Genomic DNA, 14,182 nt, shown 5'->3' with positions numbered 1-14,182 from the left:
TAAAGTCCCCGACGTGACTGCATCGCTGGAGCTGTGGCCGTCCTCACCACGGAGGGCGGGCCCCCCGCGCCGACTGGACCGGTGGCGGCGGACCATCGTCGAGACCCCGTCCGGCGTACTGCTCGTCGTCCAGCTCTTGGCGCTGCTGCTCTACCCGTTCCTCCAGACGCTGGAGCTCGGCGAGTTCCGGCAGGCGGGTCACGCCGCCTTCGGGCTGGTGGGGCTCCTCGTTCTCTTCCTCGCGGTCCGCGCCGTGCGGGCGACGCCGGCCCTGACGTGGGTGTCGTTCCTGCTCGGCGGCCCCGTCCTCGTCCTGACCATCGCTGAGTCGGTCTGGCCGGAGAACGGCACCATCGTCTTCTGGTCCGCCCTGCTCCACGCGGCGTTCTACTTCTACACCGGCTATGCCCTGCTCCGTTACATGTTCGCCGACAACTGGGTGACCCGCGACGAGCTCCTCGCGACCGGGGCGACGTTCACCGTCCTGGCGTGGGCGTACGCCTACCTCTACCTCGCGATCCAGTTCATCTGGCCCAACTCGTTCGTCATCCACGGCGAGGACCTGGCCGGCACCCGGACCTGGTACGAGCTGCTGTATCTCTCGATCGCCAACATGACCGGCACGGGGCTCTCGGACATCTACGCCATCACGCCGCACCCGCGGTCGTTCGTGCTGCTCCAGCAGATCACCGGCATGCTCTACGTCGCGCTCGTCGTGGCTCGACTCGTCGGCCTCACCATCGCTCGGTTCCGGCAGAGCTGAGCGCTCCCGTCAGCCCTCCCGTGGGGCGTCGAGCTCCTCGATCGTTCTCAGGCTGGGTGCGTGCGTCGTCTGCAGGTCGCGGGCGACCGCCTCGACGTCGCGCATCACCCGCAGCGTGTTGCCGCGCAGGAGCAGGGCGAGGTCGGTGTCCGACCAGTTCCGCTCGACCAGCGCCGCCACGAGCCGCGGGTAGCCGCTGACGTCCTGCAGGCCGGCCGGGTAGGAGTCCGTGCCGTCGTAGTCGCCGCCGAGGCCGACGTGCTCGATCCCGGCCACCTCGCGCACGTGCTCGAGGTGGGCGACCACGTCCGCGATCGCGGCTTCCGGCTTGGGGTTGTCCTGGACGTGGCCGGCGACGAAGCGCTTGAACGCGAGCCAGTCCTTCGCGTCGACCCCCACCTTCGCGGCCGCTGCAGCGGCCTCGACCCGCCAGGCCGCGACGGTCGGCGACACGAACTCCGGCACGAACGTCACCATGCAGACGCCACCGTTGTCCCGCAGCCGGCCCAGCACGTCGTCGGGCACGTTGCGCGGTGAGTCGCACAGCGCCCGGGCCGACGAGTGGCTGAAGATGACGGACGCCGTGCTCTCGTCGAGGGCGGCGCGCATCGTCGTCGCCGCGACGTGACTCAGGTCGACCATCATCCCGAGGCGGTTCATCTCGCGGACGACCTCGCGCCCGAACTCCGTCAGCCCTCCGACGGCCGGCACGTCCGTGGCCGAGTCGGCCCACGGGACGTTGTCGTTGTGCGTCAGGGTCAGGTAGCGCACGCCGAGGAGATACAGCGCGCGCAGCGTCGCCAGCGATGAGCCGATCGAGTGGCCTCCCTCGGCGCCCAGCAGCGACGCGATCCGCCCCTGGGACCTGGCCACGTCGACGTCGTCAGCGGTCCGCGCGAGAGCCAGCTCAGCGGCATACGTCCCGATCATCCGGTGGACCCCGTCCACCTGCTCCAGGGTCGCGGTCACCGCGGCGTCGCCCTGGAGGGTGCTCGGCACGAAGACCGACCAGAACTGGCCACCGACGCCGCCGTCCCGGAGGCGTGGGAGGTCGGTGACGGTCGTGCTCAGCCGGGAGCGCAGGTCCAGCCGGTCGAAGTCGTAGCCGACCTGCACGCGCGCCTCCCACGGCAGGTCGTTGTGGCCGTCCACGAGGGGGTGCTCGGCGAGGAGGGCATGCGCGTGGGCGAGAGGGTCGGGCATTCAGCCATTGAACACGGTCCCATCTAGAGTGGGTCGCATGACCCCACCCCCACCGGCCGCCGCGCGCAGCGTTGCCCTCGTCACCCTCGGGTGCACGCGCAACGAGGTCGACTCCGAGGAGCTCGCCGGGCGCCTCCAGGCGGAGGGGTGGACACTGGTCGACGACGCCGCCGAGGCCGATGTCGCCGTCGTCAACACGTGCGGCTTCGTCGAGCAGGCCAAGAAGGACTCGATCGACGCACTGCTGGAGGCCTCCGACCTCAAGGACGGCGGCCGCACCCAGGCGGTCGTCGCGGTCGGTTGCCTCGCGGAGCGCTACGGCAAGGACCTCGCCGACCAGCTCCCGGAGGCGGACGCCGTCCTCGGTTTCGACTCCTACCAGGACATGTCGGCGCACCTGCAGACCATCCTCGCGGGCGGGCACGTGCCGAGCCACACGCCGGGGGACCGGCGTCGACTCCTCCCGCTGACCCCCGCGTCGCGCCAGGAGGAGGCCGCGAAGGTCGCCCTCCCCGGCCACGGCAGCACCACCGAGTCGTATGCCGCTGAGCTGGGTCCCGCTCCCGCCAGCGGTCCGCGCGTGGTCCGGGCCCGCCTCGACGGGCGCCCCTGGGCGCCGCTCAAGATCGCGTCGGGCTGCGACCGCCGGTGCTCGTTCTGCGCCATCCCCATGTTCCGCGGCGCCTTCGTCTCGCGCCGGCCCGCCGATGTCATCGCCGAGGCGCGCTGGCTCGCGGGGCAGGGGGTCAAGGAGCTGTTCCTCGTCTCCGAGAACTCCACCTCCTACGGCAAGGACCTCGGCGACCTGGGCCTGCTCGAGAAGCTGCTGCCCGAGCTGACCGCCGTCGAGGGGATCGAGCGGGTCCGGGTGAGCTATCTGCAGCCGGCCGAGATCCGGCCGGGGCTGCTTGAGGCGATGGCCGCGACGCCCGGCGTCGTGCCCTACTACGACATCTCCTTCCAGCATGCGGCGGAGCCGGTGCTGCGGAGGATGCGGCGCTTCGGGTCGCGGCCCGCCTTCCTCGACCTCGTGGCCCGGGTGCGCGCCAACGCCCCCGAGGCCGGGATCCGGTGCAACGTCATCGTCGGCTTCCCGGGCGAGACCGAGGCCGACGTGGCCGAGCTCGAGGCGTTCCTGACCGAAGCACGGCTCGACGTCGTCGGGGTGTTCGGCTACTCCGACGAGGACGGGACCGAGGCCGAAGGCTACGGCGAGAAGCTGCCCGCCGTTGTCATCGCCGAGCGGGTCGACCGCCTGACCCGGCTCGTGGAGGAGCTGACGACCCAGCGCGCCGAGGAGCGGATCGGCGACCACGTCGAGGTCCTCGTCGAGGAGATCGACGAGGACGACGGGCGGCTCGTCGGACGCGCTCCCTTCCAAGGGCCCGACGTCGACGGTCTGACCTACATCGAGCCGGCGCCCGGACAGCGCGCGGCGGTCGGCGACCTGGTCCGAGCCGTCGTGGTGGGCACCGACGGCATCGACCTCGTCGCGGAGGCGGTATGACGGAGCCGCTGCTGCCGCACGGTGAGGGACCCTCGCCGCGCCCGACGGACTGGAACGTGCCCAACGCCCTGACGGTGCTCCGCTTCCTGCTCGTCCCGGTCTATGCGGTGCTGCTCTTCTACGATGGCGGCACCCACCCGTGGTGGCGCTTCTGGGCCTTTGTGGTCTTCGTGCTGGCCGCCGTCACCGACGGCATCGACGGCCGTCTCGCGCGGCGCAACGGCCAGATCACCACCTTCGGCAAGGTGGCCGACCCGATCGCCGACAAGGCGCTGACCGGCACTGCCTTCATCGGCCTGTCCGCCCTCGGCCTCATCTGGTGGTGGGTCACCATCATCATCCTCGTGCGCGAGATCGGCATCACGCTGCTGCGCTTCATCGTCATCCGGCACGGGGTCATGCCCGCAGGTCGCGGCGGCAAGCTCAAGACGATGCTCCAGACCTTCGCGCTCGCCGCGCTGACGCTGCCGCTCGGCGCCTTCCCCGTCTCGGAGGCGTGGACGTGGGCCGCGCATGGAGTCCTCGCGGCCGCGTTCGTCGTCACCGTGGTCTCCGGGGTCGACTACGTCTTCCAGGCCCTGCACCTGCGCGAGAACAGCGAACGGACCCGGCTGCGGCGAGAGGCGCGGGCGGCACGTCGCTCGGACGGCCCGGCGTGATCTCCGGGGCCGACGTCTCCGAGCGTCTCGTCGCGCACCTCACCGAGGCCGGACAGACCGTCGCGTGCGCCGAGTCGCTGACCGCCGGGCTCGTCGCGGCGACCATCGCGGACACGCCGGGGGCGTCGCTCGTCCTGCGCGGGGGCGTCGTCGCCTACGCGGCAGACGTCAAGGTCGGACTCCTGGGAGTGCCCGAAGCCCTGGTGGCCGAGGCCGGCACGGTGGACGCTCGGGTGGCCCGGGCCATGGCGGAGGGTGCGCGCGACGTGCTCGGGGCGACCTGGGGAATCTCGACGACCGGCGTCGCCGGTCCAGGGCCTGCCGAGGGCAAGCCGGCCGGGACCGTGCACGTCGCCGTCGCGGGCCCTTCGGGAACACGGGACCGTGAACTGCGGTTGAACGGTGCGCGTCCTGAGGTGCGGCGAGGTGCAACGGCGGCAGCACTGGAGCTGGCGCTCGAGATGATGACCGCGAACCCCAAACCCCTGCGACCTCCCGAGAGCCACGGGGTACGGTAGGGGCAGAGACACAGAGCTTGGCCCAGCCACGGCTACCGAAGGAGGACGGCATGGCCCTGTTGCGACGTGAGCTCGGAGACGTTCTCCGGGAGCGCCGGCGCGCGCAGGGGCGCACCCTTCGTGAGGTCTCGGCCTCCGCCTCCGTCTCACTCGGCTACCTGAGCGAGGTCGAGCGCGGCGAGAAGGAAGCCTCCTCGGAGCTGCTCGCCTCCATCTGCGGCGCGCTGGAGCTGCCGCTCTCCCAGGTCCTGATCGACGTCTCGTGCCGCATGGCCGAGTCCGAGGGTCTCGCGCCCACGGTGGTCCTGCCCGTGCCGGCAGAGGACGTCGTCGCAGCCTCCGCCGCCTGATTCCCACAGGCAGAGCACCCACCGACCTCGAGCACCGAACGCTGTCAGTTGGCCACGACGCGGAAGGAGAACTCCGCCTCACCGGAACCCGTGGCCGTGATCGCCAGACCCACGGCCCGCATCGACTCCAGGGCCGGGCGCATCTTGGCATCCACCTCGCCCAGGTAGAGCTTCTCGATGGGGTCGAGCTTCACGTAGAGCGCGAAGTCGGCATCGTCGGCGTCCCCGAGGGCAGCCTTGAACGACTCCGTGTCGCCGAGCGAACCTGCAGTCTTGAGCCGGGCGACATAGTCCGGGGTCGTCGAGAGGTAGAGGCGGTCACCCTCGACCTGCTTGGTCAGGATGCCGGCGGCCCCGCTCGCCTCCTCGATGAGCGTCACGACCTCAGCAGCCCGCTCGGCCTGGTCGGTGGTGATCAGCGCGCCCAGCGTCGGCATGCCGAAGCCGAGCACCTGCTCGGGCAGGCTCAGGGTCAAGGACCTGCCGAGCAGGGCCTCCAGGTCGTCGGGCAGGACGAGCCCCAGATCGTCCTCGATGGCGCCGGCCACGTCGTCCATGCCGCTGGCCGAGGCGGCAGCGTTGATGCGCTTCTCCAGCTCCGGCCAGGCCTGCTTCAGCGCGGCCCCGCCGCCTGAGACGTGCACCGCCGCGATGGTGTCGTCAGGAAGGCTGCCGAGCCCTGCCTCGTCACCCGCGGCCGGCTGCAGCGTCTGCGACCCCGCCAGACCTCGCGCGATGCCCGCTATCTCGGCATGACCCGGGTCGAAACGGAGTGCCGCGGCCACCCGGCCCTGTGCCTCGGGCGAGATACCCGGCACGAGCGTCTGGGGCAGCTTGCCCGCGAGCTCCTTCACTGTCTTGCCGAGGTCCCACCACGCCGAGGCGAGACCCTGCTCGCCGAGGGCTGCCATGTCGCCGCTGAACTCGTTCTGCTCGGACAGGCTGCCCTGCTGGATGGCCGCGAGGGTCGCGTCGCCCTGGCCGCCCTTGGTGACGATGACGTAGCCGTCCCTGGTTCGCAGGTCCACGTCGTCGCCGCCCTCGCGACAGTCCCCGAGGCGATCGAGCGTGGAGGTCGCCGCTTCCTCGTCGGACGCCTGCAGGGCCACCACCACGTTGGGTTCCTCCGGCGTGCCTCCGGGTCGCACTCCGAAGCCGATCCGCTCGCCGAGCCACGGGGCGATGTCGCGCGCGAAGTCGAAGGACTCGAGGCAGTCGTCGCCCGACCTGGCCACGGCGAGATCCCAGAGCTTCTCCCGTGCGTCGCCGGACTCGAGCGCCTTGATCTCGGGGACCTCCGCGAGGAAGCGGACCGCGGCGAGCTTCTGGCCGGCGGACGGGTCGATGTCGACCTGCACGTAACCGAACGTGTCGCCCGGCAGGACGTCGGCGGGGCGGGCGCCGCTGCCGTTGAGCTGCTGGACCGCCACGGCGCCGCCCACCCCTGCCAGGAGCACGGCGGCCAGGCCACCGAAGAGGAGCGCCCGGCCGCGCGTGCGAGGGGCCGGAGCGGCCTCCGACCCGGGCTGCGCCGGTGACGTCACGACGTCGGTGAACTCGACGGGTTGTGGGCCCGTCCCGAGGCTCTCGTTGTCTGATGGGTGGCCGTCGGTCGGCTGTGTCATGGGGTCCCCCGGACTGGGTGCGCCGCGGTTCGCGGGTCGGGAACGACGATACTCGCGGTGTCTGTGGCGACCCCACCGGATTGGCAGGTCGGCGTTGTCACCGACGTCGCCTTCGCCGGGGCCACACGATGGCAGACTCACCCCGTGCGGATGAGCCACTTCTGGACCTTGATGAACGACGAGTTCGGGGCGGAGTACGCCGCCACCCTGGCGAGGGACCATGTCCTCGGGTCACTCGGTGGCCGCACCGTCAACGAGGCCCTCGAGCAGGGCGAGCCGCCTCGGGCCGTGTGGGATGCGCTGTGCGACGACATGGACGTGCCCGCCGAGCGGCGTCTGGGGCGCAACACCCGAGTCGCGCGAGGCGCCCAAGGGGGGCAGCTGGGAGGCAAGCCGTGACGCGGACGAGCCCAGCGGCATACGGCATCGAGCTGTTGCGCGGGGACATCACCACCGATGCGGAGGCGGACGCCATCGTCAACGCGGCCAACGGGTCGTTGCTGGGAGGCGGTGGCGTCGACGGGGCGATCCACCGGGCGGCCGGGCCGGAGCTGCTCGCCGAGTGCCGGACCCTCGGTGGCTGTGCCACGGGCGACGCCAAGATCACCGGCGCCGGTCGGCTGCCGGTGCGCCACGTCATCCATGCGGTGGGGCCGGTCTGGCGCGGGGGCGGTGCGGGAGAGGCCGACCTCCTCGCGTCGTGCTACCGCCGCAGCATCGAACTGGCCGCAGAGGCGGGATGCTCCGTCGTGGCGTTCCCGGCGATCTCGTGCGGCATCTACGGCTACCCGGTCGAGCTGGCCGCGCCGATCGCGATCGGGACCGTGGCCGAGGCCATGGGGGAGCACCGTGAGGTCGAGCGGGCTCGGTTCTGGCTCTTCGGCGACGACACCTATGCGGCTTTTGGCCAGGCGCTGGGAAGTTTCCGGCGCGGCGCCTGACACGTGCGCAGGGCGCTCCGGCGTGTCGGGGGGTGGGTCCCCGTTGTCGAACATCTGTTCGGTACGGTGTCCACAGGTGGAGCGCCAAGCTCGACGTCGTCCACAGGCCGTCCCGTGGAACACCACGATGTCGGTGCTCGCACCTAACGTCTGACCTGACAGCGCGATCGACACGAGCCGTGGCTGCAGGTCGCAGGTAGACGACCGCAGCGGAGACGGCAGATAGGTGACCGACATGGCCACGGTGCAGGACAAGGACAAGGCCCTCTCCTCGGTGATGGGGCAGATCGAGAAGAACTTCGGCAAGGGAGCCGTCATGCGCCTCGGCGATGACATCCGGCCGCCCATCGAGGTGATCCCCACCGGGTCGATCGCTCTTGACGTCGCCCTCGGGATCGGCGGCCTGCCCCGCGGGCGGGTCGTCGAGATCTACGGCCCGGAGTCGTCCGGTAAGACGACGGTGGCGCTGCACGCGGTCGCCAACGCCCAGCGTGGCGGCGGCATCGCGGCCTTCATCGACGCCGAGCACGCGCTCGACCCCGAGTACGCCAAGAAGCTCGGCGTCGACACCGACGCCCTCCTCGTCTCCCAGCCCGACACGGGGGAGCAGGCGCTCGAGATCGCCGACATGCTGATCCGCTCCGGGGCCCTCGACATCATCGTCATCGACTCCGTCGCCGCGCTCGTGCCCCGGGCCGAGATCGAGGGTGAGATGGGCGACAGCCACGTCGGCCTCCAGGCCCGCCTCATGAGCCAGGCGCTTCGCAAGCTCACCGGTGCGCTCAACACGACGGGCACGACCGCGATCTTCATCAACCAGCTCCGCGAGAAGATCGGGGTCATGTTCGGGTGCTTCAACTACAGCACCCGCGTCACGCTCGCGGACGGCTCGACCGAGAAGATCGGCAAGATCGTCAGCCAGCGGCTCCCCGTCGAGGTGCGGACCTACGACCCCAAGACCAACGAGATCGTGGCGCGCCCGGTGACGAACTGGTTCGACAACGGTGTGACCGAGCGGTTCCTCCAGTTCACCGTCGAGAAGTCGGGCGGCAACGGCCGCTCGCAGTTCGCAGCCACCGAAAACCACCTGATCCGCACCCCCGGCGGGTGGCGTGAGGCCGGCGAGATCATTGCCGGCGACCGGGTCATGGTCAACGAGACCGCCCGCCTCAGCGAGCAGCAGTGGCAGGTCGTCCTGGGCGGACTCATGGGTGACGGACACCTCGCGCCCGATCTCCGCGGCCGCAAGGGCGTTCGGTACCGGATGGGGCACGGGTCGAAGCAGGTGCCCTACCTCGACTGGAAGGCGTCCCTGCTCGGCAACATCGGCCAGACCCGGTCCGAGCGGCCCAACGGCGCGGTGCACGTCGACCTCTCGCCGCTGCCCGAGCTCGGCGAGCTGCGCGAGGTGCTGTACTGGGGCGACGGCAAGAAGCACCTCACCCACGACGTGATCAAACAGCTCACGCCGCTGGCCCTCGCAATCTGGTTCATGGACGACGGCTCATCTGCCCTCCGGTCCAAGGGCCTGCAGGCTCGCACGGCCGGAGGCAGCGGCCGGGTCGAGATCTGTGTCGAGGCGATGAGCGAGGGCAGCCGGGAGCGGCTCGTGGAGTTCCTCCGCGACGTGCACGGCGTGGAGTCGAGCGTCTCCGCTCGGGGAGCCCGCCAGATGGCGGTGCTCCAGATGACGACCGCCGGGTCTGCTCGGTTCCAGGAGATCGTCGCTCCCTACATCCACCCCTCGATGGACTACAAGCTGCTCCCGCGCCTCCGCGGCCAGTTTGCCGTCGAGCCGGAGTTCGTCGAGCCGATCCAGGTCCTCGTCCCGGCGAAGGTGCTCGACGTCCACGTGAAGCCGCAGACGCGCTCAATGCACCGGTTCGACATCGAGGTCGCAGGGACGCACAACTACTTCGTCGACGGCGTCATGGTGCACAACAGCCCCGAGACGACGACGGGTGGCAAGGCGCTGAAGTTCTACGCGTCGGTCCGTCTCGACGTGCGTCGGATCGAGACGCTCAAGGACGGCACCGAGCCGGTCGGCAACCGCACGCGCGTCAAGGTCGTCAAGAACAAGGTGTCGCCGCCGTTCAAGCAGGCGGAGTTCGACATCCTCTATGGGCAGGGCATCTCCCGCGAGGGCGGCCTCATCGACATGGGGGTCGAGCACGGCTTCATCCGCAAGGCCGGCGCCTGGTACACCTACGAGGGCGACCAGCTCGGGCAGGGCAAGGAGAACGCCCGCAACTTCCTGCGCGACAACCCGGACCTCGCCGACGAGATCGAGAAGAAGGTCAAGGAGAAGCTCGGCGTGGGACCGCGCGTCGACAAGCCGGCCGACGGGGCGGACGTGCCCGTCGAGTTCTGAGCCTGACCGCTCATGACTGACGAGAGTCAGGAAGCCAAGCTGGCCCGCGCTGCGGCCATCCTCGCGGAAGCCGAGGGGATGGCCGCGCCGCGGACGGGTGGGCGTGAGCTCGGAGCCGGTGGGACCGGCGCGGGGCGCCGTTCGTGGGCGCCTCCGCCGGAGGACCCGGTCGCAACCGGGGACGAGCCGGACCCTGAGTCGGTCGCCCGGGCGATCGTGTTGCGCCAGCTCTCGATGGCGCCGCGCAGCCGGGCCCAGCTCGAGCGCAAGCTGAGCCAGCGCGGCTGCGACCCCGAGGTCGCGGCGCGCGTCCTGGACCGGATGACCGAGGTGGGCCTCGTCGACGATGAGGCCTACGCCGAGATGCTGGTCCGTTCCAAGCAGCAGGGGAAGGGGCTGGCCCGGAAGGGCCTGGCCCACGAGCTGCGACGGCAGGGGATCGACGCCGAGATCGCCGACCAGGCGCTCGACCAGGTCGGCGGCGACGACGAGCGGGCCAAGGCCGAGGAGCTGGTCGCCAAGAAGCTGCGGACCATGACGGGGCTGGCGCCCGACGTCCAGGCCAGACGACTGGCCGGGATGCTGGCCCGCAAGGGCTACTCAGGCGAGGTGGCCTGGCCGGTGATCCGGGACGCCGTCAACGGCGCGCCCGAGCACCAGCGGGACTGATCAGCCGAGCCCGAGGCGGCGAGCAGCAGAATCGAACCGAAAAAAGAGGGGGTGGGGACCAGATGGTCCCCACCCCCTCTGGGTGGTCAGCGTCGCTCAGGCCTGGGACGGGACCACTGCGATCGCTGACACGTCGAACTCGAGCTTGACCTTCTCGCTGACGAGAACGCCACCGGTCTCGAGGGCGGCGTTGAACGTCAGGCCCCAGTCGGTGCGGTCGATGGTGGTCTCACCCTCGAAGCCGATGCGGATGTTGCCGAACGGGTCCTTGGCCGAGCCGGTCTCCTCGAAGGGGATCGTGACGGACTTGGTGACCGCGTTGATGGTCAGGTCGCCGGTGATGTCCCACTCGGAGCCGTCACGCTCGACGTTGGTCGAGACGAAGGTGATCTCCGGGTAGTTCTCGACGTCGAAGAAGTCGGGGGTCTTGAGGTGCCCGTCGCGCTGCTCGTTGTGCGTCGTGACCGAAGCGGCCTTGATGACGACCTTGACGGAGGAGTTGGCCGGGTTCACGGTGTCGACGTGCGCCGAGCCCTCGAAGTCCTCGAAGTTGCCGCGGACCTTGGTCACCATCGCGTGGCGGGCGGAGAAGCCGATGCGGGTGTGGCTGGGGTCGATGGTGTAGTCACCGGCGATGTCGTTGACGGCGACGGACGCGGCGGGAGCCTCGACGACGTCGGCGTTCTTGCTGCGGTTGAACAGTCCCATGATGAAGTCCTTGTCAGTAGTGGTTGAACCTTCAATCACTATGATGCAGGACTTTGGTTGAAGTGTCAAGTATCCGCTGGGGCCACTCTACCGAGGACGTGCCAAGGCCGCTCGTTGAGCCGCTGGGCGGCCGTCTCGATCGCTCCGAGGACGTACCCTTGTCGGTGCCATGACGACGGAGAACACGATGCCCAAGACGTACGACGTGCGCACGCACGGCTGTCAGATGAACGTCCACGACAGCGAGCGCCTCGCCGGCCTGCTCGAGACCGCCGGCTACGTCGACCTCTCGAGCGTCGCACCGGGGGAGCGCCCGGAGGTCGCGGACGTCGTTGTGTTCAACACGTGCGCGGTTCGGGAGAACGCCGACAACAAGCTCTACGGCAACCTCGGTCAGCTCCGCCAGGCCAAGCTGCGCAACCCGGACATGCAGATCGCCGTCGGTGGCTGCATGGCCCAGAAGGACCGCGGCACCATCGTCGAGCGCGCGCCGTGGGTCGATGTCGTCTTCGGCACCCACAACATCGGTTCCCTGCCCGCGCTGCTCGACCGTGCCGCGCACAACAAGCGGGCCGAGGTCGAGATTCTCGAGAGCCTCGAGACCTTCCCCTCGACCCTGCCGACGCGCCGCGACTCCGCCTACAGCGGGTGGGTGTCGATCTCCGTCGGCTGCAACAACACGTGCACCTTCTGCATCGTGCCCAGCCTGCGCGGCAAGGAGCAGGACCGTCGGCCGGGGGAGATCCTCGCCGAGGTCGAGGCCCTCGTTGCCCAGGGCGTCGTGGAGATCACCCTGCTGGGCCAGAACGTCAACACCTACGGCGTGGAGTTCGGGGACCGCCTCGCCTTCGGCAAGCTGCTCCGGGCCTGCGGTGACATCGAGGGCCTCGAGCGGGTCCGCTTCACCAGCCCCCACCCGGCCGCGTTCACCGACGACGTCATCCTCGCCATGGCCGAGACGCCCAACGTCATGCCGAGCCTGCACATGCCGCTGCAGTCCGGCTCGGACAAGGTGCTCAAGGACATGCGGCGCTCCTACCGCAGCGCCCGGTTTCTCGGCATCCTCGACACGGTTCGTGAGCACATCCCGGACGCCGCGATCACGACGGACATCATCGTCGGCTTCCCCGGCGAGACGGAGGAGGACTTCCAGGGCACCCTCGACGTCGTGCGGCAGGCTCGCTTCTCGAGCGCCTTCACGTTCCAGTACTCGATCCGGCCGGGGACTCCTGCCGCGACGATGCCGGACCAGGTCCCGAAGGCGGTCGTCCAGGAGCGCTTCGACCGGCTCATCGCCCTCCAGGAGGAGGTGAGCTGGGCGGAGAACCGCCGCATCGAGGGGCGCGAGGTCGAGGTGCTCGTGGCTCCCGGAGAGGGCCGCAAGGACGCCGAGACCCAGCGCCTGTCCGGTCGGGCCCGGGACAACCGGCTCGTCCACTTCGCAGTGCCCGACGGCGTCGAGCGCCCGCGTCCCGGCGATGTCGTCACCGTCGGGGTCACCTACGGCGCACCGCACCACCTCGTCGCCGACTCCGCGCTCGACGGTGGCACCTATCGCGTCCGTCGCACTCGGGGCGGCGACGCCTGGGCGGCCCTCCAGGAGGACGCAGGCAGCCACAAGCCGAAGGTCAGCCTGGGGATCCCGTCGGTCGGCCGGCCGGCCCAGGTGCCGACGGCTCCCGCCTGCGCCGCGCCCTGATCGTCCGTATGCCGCTGGGCTCACTCGCCTGCCCACGGCCCCCTAGCATCGGTCGGCCTCTCCCTCCGGCGTCGGGTGCACCGGCATGCACGCAGCGTCCAACGGGTCCAGACTGAGGTTCTGGACTAGGAGGCCGGGCCATGTCGACGTTCGTTGCGGGGGCTGAGCTGAGCCGGCGGTGGTACGTCGAGGTGGTTCAGCCCGTCCTGAGAGCCCGGTTCCCCGGTCTGCCGCATGCTGCGGCGCTGCTGGGTCGCGGGTCCGAGGTGCTCGGCTTCGATGACGAGATGTCGACGGACCACGACTGGCGGCCGCGAGTCCTGCTCTTCCTCACCGAGGAGGACGAGGAAGCCCGGGGGGACGAGGTCCGCGCGGCGTTGCGGCGCGGCGTACCGCCGACCTTCGCAGGTCGCCCCGTCCACGCAGAGGTGCACACTGTCCGCGGCTACGTCCGGCAGCAGCTCGAGCTCGACCTGGATCGCGACATCCAGCCGCGCGACTGGCTGACGCTGCCGGAGCAGGGGCTTCGGATGTTCACCTCGGGGCCGGTGTTTCGCGACGAGGTGGGCCTGCAGGCGGCGCAGGACCGGCTGGCGTACTACCCGCGCGACGTCTGGCTCTACCTCATGATCACGGGCTGGTGGCGCGTCCACCCGGAGGTGAACCTCGTCGGCAGGGCAGGAGCCGCCGGCGACGAGCTGGGGTCCGCGCTGATCGGGTGGCGCATCGTCGGTGATCTCATGCGGCTGGCCTTCCTGATGGAGCGGCAGTACGCGCCGTACTCGAAGTGGTTCGGCACCGCCTTCGCACGCCTCCCGTGTGGACCGCAGCTGACGCCCCTCCTGGAGCAGGCCGGCCGGGCGGAGGGGTGGCAGGACCGTGAGGCGGCGCTGCTGCCGGCCTACGAGCAGTTGGTCGGCATGCACAACGCGCTCGGCCTGACCGCGCCCGTGGCGACGGAGCTGGTCCAGCTGTGGGACCGGCCCTTCAAGGTGGCCTGGGCCGACATCCCGGGTCTGCTCCTCCCGTTGATCCAGGACCCCGTCGTCGCCGGCATAGCGCAGAGGTGGCCGGTCGGACCCGTCGACCAGTTCCGCGAGCTGTACTGGTCGCCGCAGAACCGGCCACTGCTGGTGCGCGTCTTCGAATAGGGGTGGACGGAGGCTCGG

At 70.4% G+C, this 14,182-nt stretch carries 13 protein-coding genes and 3 pseudogenes; 13 read left to right on the top strand and 3 right to left on the bottom strand.

The features are described 5' to 3' along the window. Window positions 1-13 precede the first annotated feature (13 nt). Window positions 14-763: a two pore domain potassium channel family protein gene (locus OO014_RS00945; protein ID WP_272460347.1), complete on the top strand. Its 750-nt coding sequence runs from the start codon at window positions 14-16 to the stop codon at window positions 761-763. Window positions 764-772: 9 nt separating this feature from the next. On the opposite strand, the gene OO014_RS00940 is transcribed toward OO014_RS00945, so the two are convergent. Beyond that, window positions 773-1,966 (bottom strand): dipeptidase, encoded by a 1,194-nt coding sequence (locus tag OO014_RS00940; protein ID WP_272460346.1) that lies wholly within the window; start codon window positions 1,964-1,966, stop codon window positions 773-775. Between the two features lie 37 nt (window positions 1,967-2,003). Between OO014_RS00940 and rimO the strand changes: the two genes are divergently transcribed. From rimO to OO014_RS00920, 4 genes are read left to right on the top strand one after another with little or no spacing between them, the layout of a single operon-like run. Then, entirely contained in the window at window positions 2,004-3,473 is a 1,470-nt protein-coding gene (rimO, locus tag OO014_RS00935; protein ID WP_272460345.1) for a 30S ribosomal protein S12 methylthiotransferase RimO, read from the top strand. Beyond that, window positions 3,470-4,132: a CDP-diacylglycerol--glycerol-3-phosphate 3-phosphatidyltransferase gene (gene pgsA, locus OO014_RS00930; protein ID WP_272460344.1), complete on the top strand. Its 663-nt coding sequence runs from the start codon at window positions 3,470-3,472 to the stop codon at window positions 4,130-4,132. The genes rimO and pgsA overlap by 4 nt, the downstream gene beginning before the upstream one ends. Next, on the top strand, window positions 4,129-4,650 hold the full coding sequence (locus tag OO014_RS00925; protein WP_272460343.1) for a CinA family protein: 522 nt from the start codon (window positions 4,129-4,131) through the stop codon (window positions 4,648-4,650). Before pgsA ends, OO014_RS00925 begins: the two co-directional genes overlap by 4 nt. 50 nt (window positions 4,651-4,700) lie before the next feature. After that, the gene (locus tag OO014_RS00920; protein ID WP_272460342.1) at window positions 4,701-5,000 is read left to right on the top strand and encodes a helix-turn-helix domain-containing protein; all 300 of its coding nucleotides are present in this window, start codon (window positions 4,701-4,703) and stop codon (window positions 4,998-5,000) included. Between the two features lie 44 nt (window positions 5,001-5,044). Here the strand turns inward: OO014_RS00920 and OO014_RS00915 are convergent, their stop codons facing one another. Beyond that, the gene (locus OO014_RS00915; protein ID WP_272460341.1) at window positions 5,045-6,625 is read right to left on the bottom strand and encodes a DUF3352 domain-containing protein; all 1,581 of its coding nucleotides are present in this window, start codon (window positions 6,623-6,625) and stop codon (window positions 5,045-5,047) included. A 144-nt stretch (window positions 6,626-6,769) separates the two neighbouring features. On the opposite strand from OO014_RS00915, the gene OO014_RS00910 reads away from it, so the two are divergent. The 6 genes and pseudogenes from OO014_RS00910 (at window position 6,770) to OO014_RS00885 (ending at window position 10,606) form a co-directional block, all read left to right on the top strand. Further along, window positions 6,770-7,024, top strand: a complete 255-nt coding sequence (locus OO014_RS00910; protein ID WP_420485466.1) for a DUF3046 domain-containing protein — start codon at window positions 6,770-6,772, stop codon at window positions 7,022-7,024. After that, complete coding sequence (locus tag OO014_RS00905; protein WP_272460340.1) at window positions 7,021-7,566, top strand: O-acetyl-ADP-ribose deacetylase; 546 nt, start codon at window positions 7,021-7,023, stop codon at window positions 7,564-7,566. The genes OO014_RS00910 and OO014_RS00905 overlap by 4 nt, the downstream gene beginning before the upstream one ends. A gap of 235 nt (window positions 7,567-7,801) precedes the next feature. After that, window positions 7,802-8,653, top strand: a pseudogene (gene recA, locus OO014_RS00900) (recombinase RecA); the annotation flags it as partial. Window positions 8,654-8,713: 60 nt separating this feature from the next. Continuing rightward, window positions 8,714-9,268, top strand: a pseudogene (locus OO014_RS19335) (LAGLIDADG endonuclease); the annotation flags it as partial. Window positions 9,269-9,370: 102 nt separating this feature from the next. Next, window positions 9,371-9,937, top strand: a pseudogene (locus tag OO014_RS00890) (recombinase RecA); the annotation flags it as partial. Window positions 9,938-10,015: 78 nt separating this feature from the next. Then, entirely contained in the window at window positions 10,016-10,606 is a 591-nt protein-coding gene (locus OO014_RS00885; protein WP_420485465.1) for a regulatory protein RecX, read from the top strand. A 96-nt stretch (window positions 10,607-10,702) separates the two neighbouring features. Here the strand turns inward: OO014_RS00885 and OO014_RS00880 are convergent, their stop codons facing one another. Next, window positions 10,703-11,314: a YceI family protein gene (locus OO014_RS00880; protein ID WP_272460338.1), complete on the bottom strand. Its 612-nt coding sequence runs from the start codon at window positions 11,312-11,314 to the stop codon at window positions 10,703-10,705. Window positions 11,315-11,483: 169 nt separating this feature from the next. On the opposite strand from OO014_RS00880, the gene miaB reads away from it, so the two are divergent. Next, the gene (gene miaB, locus OO014_RS00875; RefSeq protein WP_272460337.1) at window positions 11,484-13,013 is read left to right on the top strand and encodes a tRNA (N6-isopentenyl adenosine(37)-C2)-methylthiotransferase MiaB; all 1,530 of its coding nucleotides are present in this window, start codon (window positions 11,484-11,486) and stop codon (window positions 13,011-13,013) included. A 140-nt stretch (window positions 13,014-13,153) separates the two neighbouring features. Beyond that, a complete protein-coding gene (locus OO014_RS00870) occupies window positions 13,154-14,164 on the top strand; it encodes a DUF4037 domain-containing protein (RefSeq protein WP_272460336.1) in 1,011 nt (336 codons plus the stop codon). Window positions 14,165-14,182 lie beyond the last annotated feature (18 nt).

Source organism: Intrasporangium calvum (genome assembly GCF_028446585.1).
Classification (GTDB): Bacteria; Actinomycetota; Actinomycetes; order Actinomycetales; family Dermatophilaceae; genus Intrasporangium; species Intrasporangium calvum_A.
Note: the sequence above shows the minus strand (reverse complement) of the source record. Positions and strands in the feature narration are given on the sequence as shown.